This window comes from Paenibacillus sp. TY11, assembly GCF_059772165.1.
Genome location: NZ_JCBAIQ010000012.1, coordinates 169,543 through 186,286, shown reverse-complemented (window position 1 = coordinate 186,286; position 16,744 = coordinate 169,543). Strand labels below are relative to the sequence as shown.

General features: G+C 45.6%; 14 protein-coding genes. 4 read left to right on the top strand and 10 right to left on the bottom strand.

What is annotated here, in order from left to right; all coding sequences use genetic code 11:
* Positions 1 to 36: 36 nt before the first annotated feature.
* Together AC6EJC_RS15685 and AC6EJC_RS15680 are read right to left on the bottom strand one after the other, a co-directional pair.
* Positions 37 to 1,203, bottom strand: a complete 1,167-nt coding sequence (locus AC6EJC_RS15685; RefSeq protein WP_444954775.1) for a C40 family peptidase — start codon at positions 1,201 to 1,203, stop codon at positions 37 to 39.
* Positions 1,204 to 1,394: 191 nt separating this feature from the next.
* Positions 1,395 to 2,264: a cation diffusion facilitator family transporter gene (locus AC6EJC_RS15680; RefSeq protein ID WP_444954774.1), complete on the bottom strand. Its 870-nt coding sequence runs from the start codon at positions 2,262 to 2,264 to the stop codon at positions 1,395 to 1,397.
* Between the two features lie 454 nt (positions 2,265 to 2,718).
* On the opposite strand from AC6EJC_RS15680, the gene AC6EJC_RS15675 reads away from it, so the two are divergent.
* Complete coding sequence (locus tag AC6EJC_RS15675; RefSeq protein ID WP_029517162.1) at positions 2,719 to 2,904, top strand: hypothetical protein; 186 nt, start codon at positions 2,719 to 2,721, stop codon at positions 2,902 to 2,904.
* A 181-nt stretch (positions 2,905 to 3,085) separates the two neighbouring features.
* Here AC6EJC_RS15675 and AC6EJC_RS15670 read toward each other — a convergent pair whose 3' ends face one another.
* The 8 genes from AC6EJC_RS15670 to isdC form a co-directional block, all read right to left on the bottom strand.
* The gene (locus AC6EJC_RS15670) at positions 3,086 to 4,714 is read right to left on the bottom strand and encodes an ABC-F family ATP-binding cassette domain-containing protein (protein ID WP_444954773.1); all 1,629 of its coding nucleotides are present in this window, start codon (positions 4,712 to 4,714) and stop codon (positions 3,086 to 3,088) included.
* A gap of 282 nt (positions 4,715 to 4,996) precedes the next feature.
* A complete protein-coding gene (locus AC6EJC_RS15665) occupies positions 4,997 to 5,776 on the bottom strand; it encodes an ABC transporter ATP-binding protein (protein ID WP_444954772.1) in 780 nt (259 codons plus the stop codon).
* A complete protein-coding gene (locus AC6EJC_RS15660; RefSeq protein WP_444954771.1) occupies positions 5,766 to 6,749 on the bottom strand; it encodes a FecCD family ABC transporter permease in 984 nt (327 codons plus the stop codon). The genes AC6EJC_RS15665 and AC6EJC_RS15660 overlap by 11 nt, the downstream gene beginning before the upstream one ends.
* A gap of 14 nt (positions 6,750 to 6,763) precedes the next feature.
* On the bottom strand, positions 6,764 to 7,723 hold the full coding sequence (isdE, locus tag AC6EJC_RS15655) for a heme ABC transporter substrate-binding protein IsdE (RefSeq protein WP_444954770.1): 960 nt from the start codon (positions 7,721 to 7,723) through the stop codon (positions 6,764 to 6,766).
* A 157-nt stretch (positions 7,724 to 7,880) separates the two neighbouring features.
* Positions 7,881 to 11,891 (bottom strand): NEAT domain-containing protein, encoded by a 4,011-nt coding sequence (locus tag AC6EJC_RS15650; RefSeq protein ID WP_444954769.1) that lies wholly within the window; start codon positions 11,889 to 11,891, stop codon positions 7,881 to 7,883.
* A gap of 86 nt (positions 11,892 to 11,977) precedes the next feature.
* Entirely contained in the window at positions 11,978 to 12,478 is a 501-nt protein-coding gene (locus tag AC6EJC_RS15645; protein WP_444954768.1) for an NEAT domain-containing protein, read from the bottom strand.
* Between the two features lie 32 nt (positions 12,479 to 12,510).
* On the bottom strand, positions 12,511 to 12,978 hold the full coding sequence (locus AC6EJC_RS15640; RefSeq protein WP_444954767.1) for an NEAT domain-containing protein: 468 nt from the start codon (positions 12,976 to 12,978) through the stop codon (positions 12,511 to 12,513).
* A 72-nt stretch (positions 12,979 to 13,050) separates the two neighbouring features.
* Positions 13,051 to 13,566: a heme uptake protein IsdC gene (gene isdC, locus AC6EJC_RS15635; RefSeq protein WP_444954766.1), complete on the bottom strand. Its 516-nt coding sequence runs from the start codon at positions 13,564 to 13,566 to the stop codon at positions 13,051 to 13,053.
* Positions 13,567 to 13,966: 400 nt separating this feature from the next.
* Here isdC and AC6EJC_RS15630 point away from each other — a divergent pair, with 400 nt between their 5' ends.
* From AC6EJC_RS15630 to AC6EJC_RS15620, 3 genes are read left to right on the top strand one after another with little or no spacing between them, the layout of a single operon-like run.
* Positions 13,967 to 14,947 (top strand): ABC transporter substrate-binding protein, encoded by a 981-nt coding sequence (locus AC6EJC_RS15630; protein WP_444954765.1) that lies wholly within the window; start codon positions 13,967 to 13,969, stop codon positions 14,945 to 14,947.
* A gap of 9 nt (positions 14,948 to 14,956) precedes the next feature.
* Positions 14,957 to 15,955, top strand: coding sequence for a FecCD family ABC transporter permease (locus AC6EJC_RS15625; RefSeq protein WP_444954764.1), 999 nt, complete (start codon positions 14,957 to 14,959; stop codon positions 15,953 to 15,955).
* Positions 15,952 to 16,743 (top strand): ABC transporter ATP-binding protein, encoded by a 792-nt coding sequence (locus AC6EJC_RS15620; protein ID WP_444954763.1) that lies wholly within the window; start codon positions 15,952 to 15,954, stop codon positions 16,741 to 16,743. Before AC6EJC_RS15625 ends, AC6EJC_RS15620 begins: the two co-directional genes overlap by 4 nt.
* Position 16,744 lies beyond the last annotated feature (1 nt).

Genomic DNA, 16,744 nt, shown 5'->3' with positions numbered 1-16,744 from the left:
TTTTTTGATGCAACTTTTTAACAGTTAGCGGCGCTTTTATTGGATCACACTGCCCCCAAACAGGAAACGGTCCTGCCAAGGCTTGCTGAAATCCGTAACTTTTACACCGCCACCCGCTACAGAAAACGTATGGAGAAGCTTGTTGTCTCCCAAATATACAGCTACGTGTGTAATCGTTTGGGAGGAATTATCCAGGGACGTGTATGCCCCGGAAGATGCATTGTAATTTGTAAAGAAGAGCAGATCGCCACGCTTCAGCGTAGTCATGTCCGTATTTGGCTGACTGTTTTGCTTGATCCACTCACCCTGTGAACGAGAATCTGCCGGAAGCTGGATACCTACAGCCTGACGGAAAATTTGGCGGGTAAATGCCGAGCAATCAAAAGTAGCCGTACTGTTACGATCTGAACCATATTCATATGGAGTCCCGAGATAAGTCATACCCGTGTTAATAACCTGTTCTATTGCAGCCGCTGCGTCACCGGAAAACATGTTCACAGTTGACGCAGGAGATGCTGTCACAGGTATTACGGTAGCATCAGGAGTGGTTGTCACCGTAGCAGACACAGGCTGCTGTACAACAACGCCCTCACCAATACGAATATACTGTGGAGACGAACTGACATAGCCTACCGTACCATCAGCATTGGTAACCTTGAACCAATAGGCATTACTTGGATCGGTAATCGTAACGACATCCCCTGCATTCAAATAGCCCAAAACTTCGGAAGAAGTGGATGCCTCCGCCCGCAAACGAACGGACGTTTGAATCGTGGCTTTCGTTTGACCGGCAGAACTATTCACTGAGGCCACAGCCTCTTTAGCTGAAACATTTTTAACTGGCTCTGCGGCTTCCGGTTTACGGCTGGCAGATGAGGTGACAGCAGCAGCGACGCTGGTAGCGCCAACCTTTATGTACTTGTCGGAGCTGCTTGTGTATCCGGTTACTCCATTGGAAGTCTTGATCTTATACCAATAGCTGTTTGTTTTCTCCAATACCGTTACGGCCTCTCCCTGCTTCATAAAGCTGACTACATCCCCCGTAGTCGAAGGACCGGATCTAAGCTTTACAGCCGCCTGAATAACCGCCTTCTGTCCTGTAGATGCTGTCGATGCCGCCGCGTCAACCTGACCCGGCACCACATGAATTGCTGCCAACAGCGCGGCTGACGTCATGAGCATTCCCATCACGCGTCTTCTCAATGTTGCACCTCCTGGCTGTTTTTACGAATTTGAAGAACATATCCAATTCCGACGAATATAGCCGGACATGCCTTCATTATAGTAAAAGCAGCAGGAAGAGAGATATAATCCAAACGTCACAAAAGAGAGCGTATACACCTTTTTCATATAGGTCTAAAGTCACTTTTAATACTAACTATTAAATAATTAATCTATAATTTAGGTTCTACATGGACATGAACATGCATCGTATTATGAACCTCTTGTAGACGTTCCTCAATCCGGTCGCTGATCCGATGTCCTTCAATCAGGCTGAGTTGCGGATTCACCTCAATGACCACATCCACCAACGCATGATTGCCATGTACACGTGCTTTAACGTCCCGAATCCCCTCTACTCCAGGTATACAGGCAATCGTACTCCGTAAGTCGGACAGTTCTTGCTCATCAAATCCATCAGTCAAGCTGTGTGTGGAATCCTTAAAAATATCCCACGCTGTTTTACAAATGATGAATCCTACCGCGATCGCCGCAACAGTATCCAGCCATGGCAGCCCGAACTGTGCGCCGATAATGCCAACCGCCGCCCCAACACTGACAAGTGCATCCGATAGATTATCCTTGGCCGCTGCCAGCAAAGCCTTGTTGTTAATTTGCCGGGCCAGTCTGTTGTTGTACAGGTACACTCCCAACATAATCACGGCACAAATCACGGCTACACCCGCTGAGGTGATATCCGGTATTTGCTTTCCTCCCTTGAAAATGCTCCCGATACCGTTAATAAGCACCTGCAGACCGACGACAGCCATAATAAAGGACGCCAACAGCGCTGCGATTGTTTCTGCCCGAAAATGTCCATAGGCATGGTCAGAGTCCGGTGGTTTCTGGGAAATTCTCAGACCAATCAGTACAGCAACCGATACCACAATATCAGTGACATTGTTGAAGCCATCCGCCAGCAACGCGCTAGAAGCAAATATATATCCACTAATCAGTTTAAAGGCCGACAGCAAGAGATAAGCAGCAATGCTCACCCACGCCCCTCGCTCACCTTTTCGTATTTCATCATAGACATTTACCACAACGGAGGACACTCCTTCAAATATATAGTTCCCAGCAAAACGATCTTACCAGCCCAAAAATAAAATAGCAGCATAGCTGCCTGAACCCCTCAACACTAGCTCTTTAGACCAAGCAGCGTAGCTGCCCTGAACAATAACAATTTGCCTTTGGGTAACTGTTATTTTCAGGATAGCAGACGAACTTTGTGTGGGTCTAGAGAAACAGTCTTTCCGCTCTGCATCGCTGTAGGAACAACGAAAAAGTATTGCCAGGCCCCATTCCTGTAGGTTACACAAAACATTTTTTCCTTCACACAAAAAATAGACATTTTCTCTCCCGCCCCACTCCAGCGGTGTGTTATCATTGTTGCCCTTGTCCCTTCTTTTAAAAACGTATAAAATGAGGACACAGCCGCGTTTTTCTTCAATCCAGCATGATTGACATGAATCTGGCGGTAACAGGAGGAATTTATTCATGAGCGATGCTAATGAACCACGTAAAGTTAATCTCGCAGATGCCATTCGGGAAAAGCTGGCACAAAAAAAACAGCAGTCCGGCGCTTCACAGCAGGGCGGCTTTCAAGGCGGTTCCACCAAAACACTGAAAAGCCAAAATACGAAGAAGCCGAACAACCAACGCCGTCGTACAGGCGGATCATAAGAGCCACCCCATAGACAATATATGGTACCGAAGGTCAGAGGGGGTCATCTTACCTCACTGCCGGAATCGAGTAAGCTATGGGGCATGGCACAAACGAAAAAGAGGAGTCTCCCGGCCATATCAATGGCCTGATGGAGCTCCTCTTTCGTTTATCTATTTGCTAAAATTAGCCGGTTTGGATTTAGCCGATTTCTACGGGATACATACGTTCACGCAATTTCGCGATCTCTTCATTTTCCAAATATTCATCATAGCTCATCGTACGGTCGATTACACCGTTTGGCGTAATTTCCACGATACGGTTCGCGATGGTTTGAATGAACTGATGGTCATGCGATGTGAACAATATAGTGCCGTCAAAATCAATCAGACCATTGTTCAGCGCTGTAATGGATTCCAGATCCAAGTGATTGGTCGGTTCATCCAACAGCAGCACATTGGCACCGTTGAGCATCATTTTCGCCAGCATACAGCGAACCTTCTCGCCTCCGGACAGCACGCTTGCCTTCTTAAGCGCTTCTTCACCTGAGAAGAGCATACGTCCCAAGAAGCCGCGCAGGAACGTTTCGTCCTGATCTTTGGAATATTGGCGCAGCCATTCCACGAGATTCATATCCACACCTTCAAAATAGGTGGAATTGTCTTTCGGGAAATAAGCCTGAGTCGTAGTGATCCCCCATGAGAATTCACCGCTGTCCGCTTCAGTTTCGTTCATCAAAACCTGAAAGAGCGTCGATTTAGGCAAACCGTTCGGGCCGACAAATGCAATTTTATCGCCTTTGTTCACAACCAGACTGAACTCATTCAGCACTTGCTCGCCTTCAATGGATTTGCTGAGACGGTCTACTGTCAGGAGTTGTTTGCCCGCTTCGCGTTCAGGCTTGAAGTTCAGGAAAGGATATTTACGGTTCGACGGACGGATGTCGTCCAGCGTAATTTTATCCAGTTGTTTTTTACGTGAAGTAGCCTGTTTGGACTTGGAAGCATTCGCGGAAAAGCGCTGAATAAAGGCTTGCAGTTCCTTGATCTTCTCTTCCTTTTTCTTGTTGGCATCACGAGTCAATGCAAGCGCAAGCTGGCTGGACTCATACCAGAAGTCGTAGTTGCCGACGTACATCTGGATTTTGCCAAAATCAATATCCGCGATATGCGTACATACCTTGTTCAGGAAGTGACGATCATGGGATACGACGATGACGGTGCCTTCATAGTCCATCAAGAAATTTTCCAGCCATTGAATGGATTCGAGGTCCAAATGGTTGGTAGGCTCATCGAGCAGCAAATTGTTCGGACGGCCAAACAACGCTTGAGCCAGGAGAACACGTACCTTGTCATTACCGCTCAGCTCAGACATGTTCTTGTCATGCAAGTCGCGGGGAATACCAAGACCGATCAGCAAGGAAGCTGCGTCCGGCTCAGCATCCCATCCGTTCAGCTCCGCAAATTCACCTTCAAGCTCACCGGCACGTAGGCCGTCCGCTTCGGTAAATTCCGTTTTGGCATACAGTGCATCCTTTTCCTTCATGATTTCATACAGACGCGTATGCCCCATAATAACGGTTTCCAGAACCGGGAATTCATCGTATTCATAATGGTTCTGCTTGAGCACTGCCATCCGTTCGCCCGGTGTCATGTGAACCTCGCCTGAATTGGCTTCGACTTCACCGGAAAGAATTTTCAAAAAGGTGGATTTGCCCGCGCCATTCGCCCCAATCAGGCCGTAGCAGTTCCCAGGAGTAAATTTGATATTAACGTCTTCAAAAAGTGGGCGTTTACCATAACGAAGCGTTACGCCGCTTGTACTGATCATATAAGCATACCATCCTTATCATTAGTAAAGTGCTAAATACAAAATTACCGACGGCAATAGTATAACACACAAAAGATCGGATTCGAACCGTGGTATAAGCAGAACCGCCCCTGAATCTTATCCAATATCTTATAAATAAAATAAAAAATGCTTCTGTCTCCACGATTGTCACCTGACAAACACATGGACCAGAACCATTTTCATGATTTAAATTCGTTAAGATGCCGCCAGGACAGAGGCGTTATTCAGTTGCAGCATTGATGTTCCGTGTGCTTGAAAATGTCAGGAAGCCCCGACACCTATCGGAATGAGATACATTCCCGCTTCATCGTCCTGTCTGACTACGACCTCCACATCATAGACCGCCTGTATCAGTTCGGACGTGACGACCTCTGTAGGCGGACCGTTCGCTATAATACGCCCCTCCTTCATAGCGATCATAACGTCGCTGTAACGAATGGCATGATTGATATCATGCAGCACCATCACGATCGTCAGTCCATGTTCCTGGTTTAACTGCCGAATGAGCTCTAAAATTTCAAGCTGGTAGTACATATCCAGATAGGTGGTCGGCTCATCCAAAAATAAAATTGGCGTCCGCTGTGCCAAGGCCATTGCAATCCATACACGCTGCCGTTCTCCTCCTGAGAGCTGATCCAACGTGCAAGTTCTACGTTCGTTCAGGTTGGTACAAGCTATCGCCCACTCGATCGCCTCTTCATCCTCATCACGTCTCGCAGTAAACATGTTCTTATGCGGCAGCCTTCCGAAGCTAACGAGCTTTTCTACAGTCAAATCGGAAGGTGCCTCGTTCTGCTGATGAACTACCGCCAATTGACGAGCCAGCTCCTTTGGCTTGTAGTGGGCTATCTCCTTGCCGTCCAGAACTACCTGACCCAAGCGGGGAACGGCATTGTTGGACATCACGCTAAGCAGCGTCGATTTGCCGCATCCGTTGGGACCAATAATGGTAGTAATCCGTCCCGGCTCAATAACAGCATTGACAGCGTGTAGGCGATCTATTTTCCGATCATATGAGAAGGTTATATCCTTAATGTCCATAGGTGCGATCCGCCTTTCTGATCAGGAATATCAGGAACGGCCCGCCAATGACGGCCATAATAATAGAAGCCGGAATTTCATTGGGAGCAAGCACCGTCCGTCCCAGTGTATCCGCAAGCAGCAGCAACAAGCCGCCGCATAAGGCAGAGAACGGAATCAGCCACTTATGATCCGAGCCAACTAGGTAACGGGCACAATGCGGAACGAGCAGACCGATAAAGGCAATCACTCCTGCAATGGCTGTAGCTGTTGCTGCAAGCAGTACTGCAATCACAGAAATCAAAAGTCGTGCTCGCGTCACATTGAATCCCAGGTTTTTAGCCGTTTTATCTTGAAGGGACAAGAAATTGCACCAGGAAAATACGAGCATGGCTAAAATTAGCCCAATCCCGCCATAAGTCACAATAACCTCGACATCTACCCATTTTTTCATAGACAAGGTTGAAGTGGTGACCTGATTAATGCTAGTGACTGCATAACTGCCCCGATAGTTAAACGACTGCCCTAGACCGGAAAAAATAGCATTCACGGCCACCCCGATCAGGATGAGACGAATCGGATGCAAGCCGGATTTCCATGAAAATCCGTAGACCATTAGACAGGCTAACGCACCACCGATAAAGGAAAAGAACGGCATCCAGAAATAAAGCGCCGGAAAGATCGTCACCGCAATCAGCGAGACCAATGCCGCTCCCGAAGAAATACCGATAACCCCGGCATCCGCCAGCGGGTTTTTCATAACGGCTTGCAGCAAAACGCCCGCCACTGCAAGTGCTGCACCCGCCATCACGGCTACGATAATTCTCGGTAATCTGAGGTCTTTGACCACATTCACCTGATCATCCGTACCTGTCCATAATCCGGTCACCAACTGACTCAAATTCACCTTGAGACTGCCTGTCATCGCTGAATACAGCATGACGCCGACGAGCAAGACAATTACAACAATAAGGCTCCATACTTTTTTTGACATGTCATCAGCTTCCTTTAATTCGAAGGATACAGCATTTTCATCAGCTCATCCAGCGCCGAGTTTGCCGCTAAATTCCCTGTTGTGCCAAACAACGGTTCAGGCAGATCATAGACATGCCCATTTTTCACAGCGTTGAAATGCTTCCAGATATCGTTAGTTTTGAACTCTTCATCGAACATTTTCACTACCTCATCCGGCATCCCGTGTGCAGCGCGCAAAATGATATCGGGGTTGGATTGCTGCAAGGCTTCGGTATTGTGGGCAATGAACTCCACCTTCTCGCCCTGGACCACATTTGTTCCACCTGCAATTTTAACCAGATCCCCAATATAGGAATGCTCGGTAGCTACCAGATAGCTTCCCGGTACGCCCAGCAAAATCAATACTTTAGGAGATTTCTTGCCTTTGATCTTTTGTTGAATCTCCGCGACTTTGGCATCCAAAGCTCCATTAATCTCTTTGGCCTTATCGGCTTTGCCAAACGTATCACCCAGCTTTTGAATCTCTTTTTGCATATTCGCAAGGCTTTCAAAATTCAAAAATTCAGCATTGATTTTCAAGTCCTTAAATTTGGGTTCCAAATCATATTTTAGTGTTGTCACCGACAGTACATCAGTAGGCTTCAATGACATCACTTTTTCCATATCAGGACTCATCGGATTACCCACATCAGGGACATTCTTGTATCGGTCAGGCAGCACTTTTGTGCTTGTCGGCTTGCCTGCCAAATCCAGACCCAGTGCATCCGTAATTTCCGCAATGGCTACCGTAGTCGCCACAATGCGTGGAGTTTGAGCTTTATCATCAGCCGACTTTCCGGTTGCATCAGATGTTGCCGTTGTTTTCAAACCTTCGCTATGGTTCTGTCCAGCCTGTGCTCCTCCCGAGCATCCGGCCAGCAACAGGATCACGATGCCGAGCAACATATAAAAACAGAACGATTTTCTTTGAGCCAAAGCTATATATCGTTTCATGAAAATCCAATCACCTCAATTCAAAATATAGAGCAACAGCATGAGCCTTAACTTTTTCGGTATGTAAATGCTGACAAGTCTTGATGCCGGGGCACCAAGACTTGCTCGCATACAAACTTTGCTGTTATTCGGACTTCATTGATGTCACAATCTGAGACTACTTCGCTTTCAGGCTTGCTTCATCAAATTGGAACTGAACCGTATACCAGTGATCATACGGCACCCCGCCGAGAACCAAACCAGGCACAATTACGTGTGTGTAAGCACTGATTTTATGGGACAAGTCCCCTACCTCGAATTGAACGACACGTGTATCGCCGGATGTCGAGATTACTTCTACATCTTTCAGGGTACCGTTTTGCTCGACTTGTAGAGTTGGCATCCAAGAGCTATTTTTCAAAGTAACTTGGATATAGCGCTTGTCTCCCTTTTCAATCAGTGTGGCTGGCTTGTCGAGGTAACCATCCATAACGGAAGCTTCACTCGTTTTGTCTTTAAATACGTTGTAATTGATCGTGTATTGCTTCTCGGAAGCAGTTTGAGCTGGTTGCTCAACTACTGGTTTTGTTTCAGCCACAGATGTGGTCGTTTCTGCTGCCTTGTCCGTAGAAGCTGCTGTCGGTTCAGTAGTGGTTGCAGTTGTATTAACTCCCTCACCTTTAAGTGATGCACGGTCAAATTGAATCTGTCCGCCGAATTTCTCATTCAAAATGTATTTCTCAGGCAGATATACCTGTGTGTACACACTCAACTTTTTATCCAGATCAGGCACTTCGAAAGCAATAGTGTGCGTATCACCTTTTGTGTTGGAACCCATAATCATAGGATTTGTATAACGACCTTCAAAATCCGTTTGGAACGACTTCAAAGCCTGAGTGTTTGTAACGGTTACATGGGCCTGAACCTTACCATTTTTCACAATCAGCTTTGCTAGACTCTGTACAAAAGGAGCTACCAGAGAATCCTTGTCCGTTCCGTTCGCTAGCACACGGAAGTTCGCAGTATACTCTCCATCGGCTAAGTTATTTTTCCCTTGTTCTACTTCGTCTGCTTTTGTTTCGGTGTAGTAAGAAACATCACTGGTGTCAAACTTGAATTCAAAATCGTACACCCTCTCTACACGATCCTCAGCCTTGAAGACCATCGGAGCGGCACTTGCCACTTTAGGGGCTTCATAGACAACCAGTTGGCCTTTTATATTGTTCTTAAAGTCATTCACGCCAAAACGAACGTGCTTCGTATTACTTGCTGCATCTTCCTGGGTCACTTCTGCGTCTTGGTAACCTCCGCTTGCGTTATCCCAAATACGCAACGCCTTCACTTCATTACTGTTTTGCAGCTTCAGACCTACAAACCGTTTGTCGCCTTCCACGACCAATTGCGCTGGTTCATTGGTGATAAAGCGTTGAGCCGGGGAATCCGCTCCTGTGGAGCCATCTGACAACACAATGCTGAATTTCAAAGCATATTTACCATTGGTAAGCTTGTCAAAATCCAATTTAACAATGGGATCTGCTGCTCCAGAAGAGGATGGCTCGACATAGCTACGAATGGTAGTAGGCTCGAATTGATACTGCACATCATATACGTGGTCGTAAGGGATGCCACCCAGTTCTAGTCCAGGTACGATGACATGCGTATTCACTGTAACTTTATCCGAGAGATCTGGTACTTCAAATTGTACGGTTCTTGTATCTGCCGAGGTTGATTGTTCAACAACCAGAGCCTCTGCACCATTTACTTTGAACGTTTTAATCCAACTGCTCTTATCCATTTTAATTTGTATTATATTTTTGCCAGACTGTTTTAACAGAGTGGCTGGCTTTTGCATATATCCATCCATCACAGATAGTTCATCGCTTCCGTTCTTGAGTACGGAGAAATCAATGCTGTATCTGCCATTTTCAGTCACGGGAGTTGTACCGCCGCCATCCGTTCCTTTCACTGCAATGCTGCTACGGTCGAAATGAAGACGAATCTTATGGTCCATCTCATAAACCGTTCCGTTATAGCTCGTACTTACATGGACTTGTGCATTCAGAATAGCGTCCAAATCGGCCACTTTAAATTTCACAACACGCGTGTCTGCTTTCTTGTCCTCACTTACGATATCTGCATCTGTCAACGTTCCGTTTTGTTCTGTTTTGAACTCCGTCACTGTGGCGCTGTCTTTGATGGTAAAGGAGGCTTCATACTTGCCTTTCAATGCCGTCAGTGTCGCTGGAGATAATAAATATTGCGCCATTGCCGATTTTTGATCCTTTGTTGCGTGCAATGCATCGAAATGGATTGAATACGTTCCATCAGCTAAAACCTTTCCTGGCGTCCCAGGCGTTCCAGGATCAACCGGGGATGTTGCCGCTCCTAATTGAAGATCTACATTATACGTGTTCACATAGTTAAGCTCAGGCCAGTTGATGCTTACCCATGCGTTTAACTTGGCAGGTAGTTCTTTAACTTCGAATTCAATAATTCGTGTATTCGCAGTTTTGTCTTCACTTACTGTGGCAACACTAGTTAATGCTCCGTTTTTTTGCTCTACCTTAAAACCATCAATTTGCTTACTGTTTTTCAAGGTAAAACGAACATACTTTTTGCCATTACGTTCAATCAAAACGCCTGGTTTCTCCGTATACCCATCCATCATGGACTTTTCATTCGTTCCATCCTTCAAAAGGGTGAAATCCAGATTGGAATTTGTTTCTGGAGAGGTACCATTTCCTGTAATACTATTCTTGTCAAATTGAAGACGAAGCTTATGATCCATTTCATAAACCCCACCTGGATAGGTCGTGCTCACATGTACCTGTGCGTTCAAAATAGCGTCCAAATCGGCTACTTTGAATTTCACAACACGCGTATTGGCTGTCTTGTCCTCACTTACAATATCCGCATCCGTCAACGTTCCGTTTTGTTCTGTTTTGAACTCTGTTACCGTGGTGCTGTCTTTGATGGTGAAGGAAACTTCTTTTTGCCCCTTCGATACCGTCAAAGTTGCTGGAGACAACAGATATTGCGCCATTGTCGATGGTTGGTCTTTTGTTGCGTGTAACGTATTAAAGTTAATGGAGTATATTCCATCTGCCAAGGTCGATGGAGTACTAGGATCAGGTGTAATACTTGTGTCAAATTTGATTTGAACATTATACCAATGATCGTAAGGTACTCCTCCCAGTTCCAAACCAGGCACAATCACATGAGTGTAAGCATTCAATTTATTGGACAAGTTACTTACTTCAAACTCAACCGTACGCTGATTAGCGTTACTAACCTCCGAAATAATTGCTGCTTCCTCAAATTTACCGTTCTGCTCGGTTTGGAATGAAGGAATCCAACTACTGTTGTTTAATGTAAGTTGAATATACCATTTATCACCTTTTTGAACGAGCTTCGCAGGCTTCAATGCGTAACCGTCCATAACAGAAGGTTCTTCAGATTTATCCTTCAGTATTGTAAAATTAAGGACACCCGGCTTTAAGGGAACTTCCGGCTCAGGTGAAGGTGTGGGTGGAGTTACTGGTCCCTCTTTCACAGTTATAGTTGATGGATCAAATTCAATCCAATTTTGTCTGAGTCTATTATTATAAATGTAATTCACATCAATTTTCTGATTCAGGTCGTATACATCAAATGTTACTGTTCGCGGAGTATACAGACCTCCCTCTTGAGCTAAATCTGTAATATGGGCCGGAACAGTTTCCCCGTCTCGTTTAAATTCGATATCTGTAAAGGGTTGATTAGGATTATCAAGCATTAAAGAAACATGATAAGTAGCCTGTCCAACAGTTGAATTCTGTTCAACTGTAAAAGTAGCTGGTTTAAGGAACATATCATTATACGGGGAAGTACCTATTCCCGATGCTTTACTTTCGTTTTTCACCACGTAGTTAATAGAATATACATTCGAATCCTGCATAATACTGGAACCTTGTGTCTCAGCGGCTGCTACTGTGTACGTGCTTGCCACATCTACTGTTGGAACCACTTCTACCGTACTCGGCTCTACCGGATACACATCTTGGGTCACAGAGGACTCGGATGCACTGGATTCAATTGATGGATTTGTCTCATCAGACGCAGAAACAGTCGGAGCAAATGGGAAAACAACGGAAAGCAGCATGACAATAGCTGCAAACGTCATTAAGTATTTTTTAAATTGCCTTTTCAAGTTTATTAATCCCCCTACTTAAAATATACTCATTTGGAACTCTACAGAATCCCAAATGAGTATAAGATCAATATGTTATCATTCCACTATTCGATAGTATCTTCGTCAAATCCAAATTGAACGGTGTAATCGTGGTCATATGGAATGCCGCCAGTGTATTCTTTAGGTACGCTTACGTGCAATTTAGCATTCAGTTTTTGAGAAAAATTACTTACAGGGAATTCTACAACTCTTGTATCACCGGATGTGCTTACTACAGTTGCATTCACATATTGACCGTTTTGTTGTGTCTTAAACTCAGTTACCCAAGCACTTTTGGTAATGGTTACTCTTACTTTGTATTGACCATTAGTAGCGATCAACGTAGCAGGTTTGGCGACATAACCGTTTGAGTCCATGTAGGAAGCTTCATTGGTGCCATCCTTGTACACTGTATAGTCAATGGTGTACGTTCCATTAGGCAAAGCCGCATGCGCTTTATTAGCAGAAAATGGAGCAAGTACCACAAAAACAAGCGCTGCCATCAATACAGTAAGAATTACTTTTTTCAAAGACAATTTCTCCATACGATTCATAACCATGTTCATGTCCTTAATCTCCTTTTAGGTTTTATTTTGGATTAGATTTCGTCGAATTGCAGTTGTACATCGTACTTGCCTGTGTAGCCAATCACTGGAATTGTGATTTCAGCGTAAGCATTCACTTTTGCATTCAGGTCAGCAACTTCGAATTCCACTACACGAGTGTTGTTAGCAGTATCTGTGCTTACCACAGTCGCATCTTGCAGTACGCCATTTTGCTCTACTTTGAACGTTGTAATCAAATCGCTGCTTTTCACAGTCAGACGAACGACATTTTTGCCATTAGCTACCGTAACCTGAGCAGGCTTCGTCAGGTAGCTATCCAATCGAGAAGTTTCATTGGTTTGATCCTTCAGAACGGTATAGTCTACGGTATACGTGCCGTCGGCTGCTGCCGCTTTAGCTGAGAATGGAGCAATGAGTGCAAAAACAAGCGCTGTCATGATCAATGCTACGAATACCTTCTTGAAAGAAAATTGCTCAAAGCGATTCATTACCATATTCATATCTACATACACTCCTCAATTTTTTATGCTTGAATTTATGTTGATTTTATGAACGATAAAGATGGCTTGAATTTACTTCTTGGAAGATTTAGTTGATTTTGCTGACTGGACGGCTGCTACTTTTTTGACGCTTTTGGAATCAAAAGCGAAGCGGATCGTATAGTCATGATCGTAGTTATACGCAGGGACAGTAACATGAATTTTAGAGATCAGCGGGCTGTTCACACTCGTAATTGGAAATTGTACGGTCCGAGTATCGGTTTTGGCATCCTTATGAATGACCTTTGTATCGATGATTTTGCCTTTGTAATCCACTTTAAACCCGGTTGTCCATTCGCTATGATTCAGCTTAATTTGCATTGTCATCTGACCTTTTTTTACATACAACTTAGCTGGTTTTTCAAAATAATCATTAGCCATGGACACCGAATCATTTTCCGCCTTGAGAATATTGTATTTGAGCGTGTATGTACCATCCGCCAATTTTGGAGAAGCCGCAGCGGCTACTACAGATGACGAAATTGGCCAAAAGCTCAGCACACTCACCAGCAGAAACACAGCAATAATTGCAGAATACCCCTTCTTCATTTTGACAGCAGTCCCTCCCCACGAGAATATAATTAATTGATTATCATTCTCAATTGATAACTTAAAAAAAATAGCTCTTTTTGAGCTTTGTCTCCCCACCTTTCTATACCAGAATTTCGCAAAATCAAGTAAACCCATCACCAATATATCTTACACTTTTCGAAAATGTCAATATGTATTTGCGTGTGTATAATCCCTTGATATATGCTATTTTTTAAGAAAAATTTGGAGTTCCTTCTTCTATAATTCGAATAGCTCCCTCATATTTTTAGTTCAAAATTTATTTAAAAGTTTTCTTTTTTCAATTGACAATTCCCAGTGATATTCATTATCATTCTCTTATACATAAATGAAAATGATTATCATTATTGTTTAACTCGAAAATTGCAGGAGGAATGACATGAAATCTTATGTGTTGTGGTCGTCCGCAGCGCTTTTATTGGCAGTTACCGGATGTAGTAATGGTGCTCCGACCGCAGATCACAAACCAACCAGTGCATCCGTATCTGCCACTTCAAGCACAACAAGTGGTGCGGCGATTCAAGTTACTGATTTTTCAAAACGGACGTTGGCGTTTCAAAGTGTCCCTCAACATATCGTTGCACTCAGCAATGGCGATCTGGATATTATATACGCATTGGGCGGGACAGCCGTGGGCAGGCCCAACTCAAATGGACCTTCCGTCGTACCTGCTGCTGAGAACGTTCAGCAAATAGGCTCCACTCATGAAGTCGATCTGGAGAAAATTACGATGCTCAAACCGGATGTCGTGCTAGGCAATTATCCTATGAATGAAAAAGACATTCCAGCCATTGAAGGAGTCGGTTCACAGCTGCTGCTGACTGGAGCCAATTCAGTTCACGATATTCAGTCGCAAATTACGCTGTTCGGACAATTACTGCAAAAGCAGGCTCAGGCCGTAAAGCTGAACCAGGAAATTGACCAACAAGTAGCTAAGCTGCAAAAGGAAACAGCCTCTACCTCCAAACCGAAGGTGTTGCTGGTCTATGGGGCCCCGGCCACGTACATGGCAGCACTGCCAAATTCACTGAGTGGAAACATTCTGGAAGCTGCAGGTGGCTCCAACATCGCAGCTGATTTTCCGGGCCTGCAAAATTTCCCGCAATATGCGCAGCTGAACACAGAACGCATCATACAGGCTGACCCTGACTACATCTTCATCATGACCCATGGCAATACAGAAGATGTTAAAGCCGCATTTATAAAGGAAATGCAGGAAAATGCAGCTTGGAACGGAATCCGGGCAGTCAAAAACAATCAGGTCGAGGTTTTACCTTCAGATCTGTTCGGAACGAATCCGGGCACACGGGTCACTAAAGCGCTGGATTTGATGCATCAAAAGCTGTATCCGGCGAAATAGGCGATGGCGATGAATAAACTACAGCGCGCCAGAAGACGCACCATCGCCTGGATTACCCTTCCGATTCTACTGCTGGCCGTCTCTGTGTACGGTCTGGCCTACGGTTCGGTGTCGATTCCACTTCAAGAAATCAATCAGGTTTTGCTACATCATGATGAATCTACATACCGCACGATCCTGATGGATCTCCGACTACCCAGAGTATTAGTAGGTTTACTAGTAGGAGCTTGTCTCGCAGCTTCCGGAGCACTTCTTCAAGGAGTGATGAAAAATCCATTGGCTGACCCTGGCATTATTGGTGTATCGGCTGGGGGTGGACTTGCAGCCGTCATTACGATGGTGATGCTTCCACAGCTCAGCTACCTTCTTCCGGTAACCGCCTTTTTGGGAGCCTTTCTGAGCGCGATCATCATTTACCTGCTGGCTTGGGACCGAGGGGCTTCCCCTGTCAAAATTGTGCTGGCTGGCGTTGCGATCAACGCGCTGCTGGGCGCACTCACCAACGGCGTGATGGTCATGTACAGCGACCGCGTACAGGCCGTTCTTCCTTGGCTATCCGGCGGATTAAACGGACGAAGCTGGCATCATCTGGAGTTCATGGCGCCTTACGCCATCATTGGCTTAATCGCCTCTTTGTTTGCGATTAAGCCTGCTAATTTGCTGCTGCTGGGCGACGATTCAGCCCAACTGCTTGGCCAGCGAGTAGAGCTTCAACGTATGCTCATTATCTTGCTCTCTGCCCTGCTCGCCGGTACGGCGGTCAGTGTAGCCGGGCTGATCGGGTTCGTAGGGCTGGTCGTTCCCCATGTCATACGGCTGCTGATCGGGGAAGATTATCGTTTCCTCCTTCCCCTTTCCATTGTGGGCGGCGGAACGCTGGTTGTCCTGGCAGATACGGTGGCACGATCCTGGTTTGACCCGATTGAACTGCCTGTAGGTATTTTGCTGGCCGTCATCGGGGCACCGTTCTTCTTAATCCTGCTCAAGAAACGGGGGAATTTCGGATGACAGCCATTCAGGGTGAGCATATCTCCTTACAACGTGGGTATTTCAAGCTGGACGATGTGAACATCACCTTGCCCGCTGGCCAGCTCACCGCGATTGTCGGACCCAACGGCTCAGGCAAGTCCACGCTTTTGCGGATTATGACCCGACTGCTCAAGCAGGATCAGGGTCAGGTTTCCGTACTGGGCAAGCCTATGAAGGAATACAAGCGGCGTGATTTTGCCCAGGCGATTACAATGCTGCCGCAAATGAAGGATATGCTGCCGTTATTAACGGTTCGTGAGCTGGTCGCTTACGGAAGATCTCCTCATGCCAAGGGCTTGAGGACACGCCATACCAGACAAGACCAGCATATTGTTGACCATGTCATGGGAATCACAGGCATCCAGCCCTATGCGGATCGGATGTTCCATACTCTATCGGGAGGTGAACAACAAAAAGCGCGAATTGCAATGGCTTTGGCCCAACAAACAGGTATTCTTTTGCTCGATGAACCGACCACTTTTCTGGATATCGCCCACCAATTTGAAGTTATGGATATGCTGCGGCGTATCAATCACGAGTCCGGCTTGACGATTGTTATGGTACTGCATGATTTGCAGCAAGCTGCGGCCTATTGTCATCATATGATTGCGCTTAAAAAGGGACGAATCGCCGTTGCCGGCGAACCCCGTCAGATTTTGACGTCTGCTTTTCTTCGCGACATTTATGAAATGAACGCTACCATCAAATTTGAGGATGGCTATCCGGTTATTATACCGACCATACCACATCATTCAGGAGGAATTTAAT

Bases quoted from the DNA above. Each gene is read 5' to 3' on its own strand.
- AC6EJC_RS15675 (WP_029517162.1), top strand. From the start codon at position 2,719: ATGAGCGATGCTAATGAACCACGTAAAGTTAATCTCGCAGATGCCATT.
- AC6EJC_RS15670 (WP_444954773.1), bottom strand. From the start codon at position 4,714: ATGATCAGTACAAGCGGCGTAACGCTTCGTTATGGTAAACGCCCACTT.
- AC6EJC_RS15665 (WP_444954772.1), bottom strand. From the start codon at position 5,776: ATGGACATTAAGGATATAACCTTCTCATATGATCGGAAAATAGATCGC.
- AC6EJC_RS15660 (WP_444954771.1), bottom strand. From the start codon at position 6,749: ATGTCAAAAAAAGTATGGAGCCTTATTGTTGTAATTGTCTTGCTCGTC.
- isdE (WP_444954770.1), bottom strand. From the start codon at position 7,723: ATGAAACGATATATAGCTTTGGCTCAAAGAAAATCGTTCTGTTTTTAT.
- AC6EJC_RS15645 (WP_444954768.1), bottom strand. From the start codon at position 12,478: ATGAACATGGTTATGAATCGTATGGAGAAATTGTCTTTGAAAAAAGTA.
- AC6EJC_RS15640 (WP_444954767.1), bottom strand. From the start codon at position 12,978: ATGAATATGGTAATGAATCGCTTTGAGCAATTTTCTTTCAAGAAGGTA.
- isdC (WP_444954766.1), bottom strand. From the start codon at position 13,566: ATGAAGAAGGGGTATTCTGCAATTATTGCTGTGTTTCTGCTGGTGAGT.
- AC6EJC_RS15630 (WP_444954765.1), top strand. From the start codon at position 13,967: ATGAAATCTTATGTGTTGTGGTCGTCCGCAGCGCTTTTATTGGCAGTT.
- AC6EJC_RS15625 (WP_444954764.1), top strand. From the start codon at position 14,957: ATGAATAAACTACAGCGCGCCAGAAGACGCACCATCGCCTGGATTACC.
- AC6EJC_RS15620 (WP_444954763.1), top strand. From the start codon at position 15,952: ATGACAGCCATTCAGGGTGAGCATATCTCCTTACAACGTGGGTATTTC.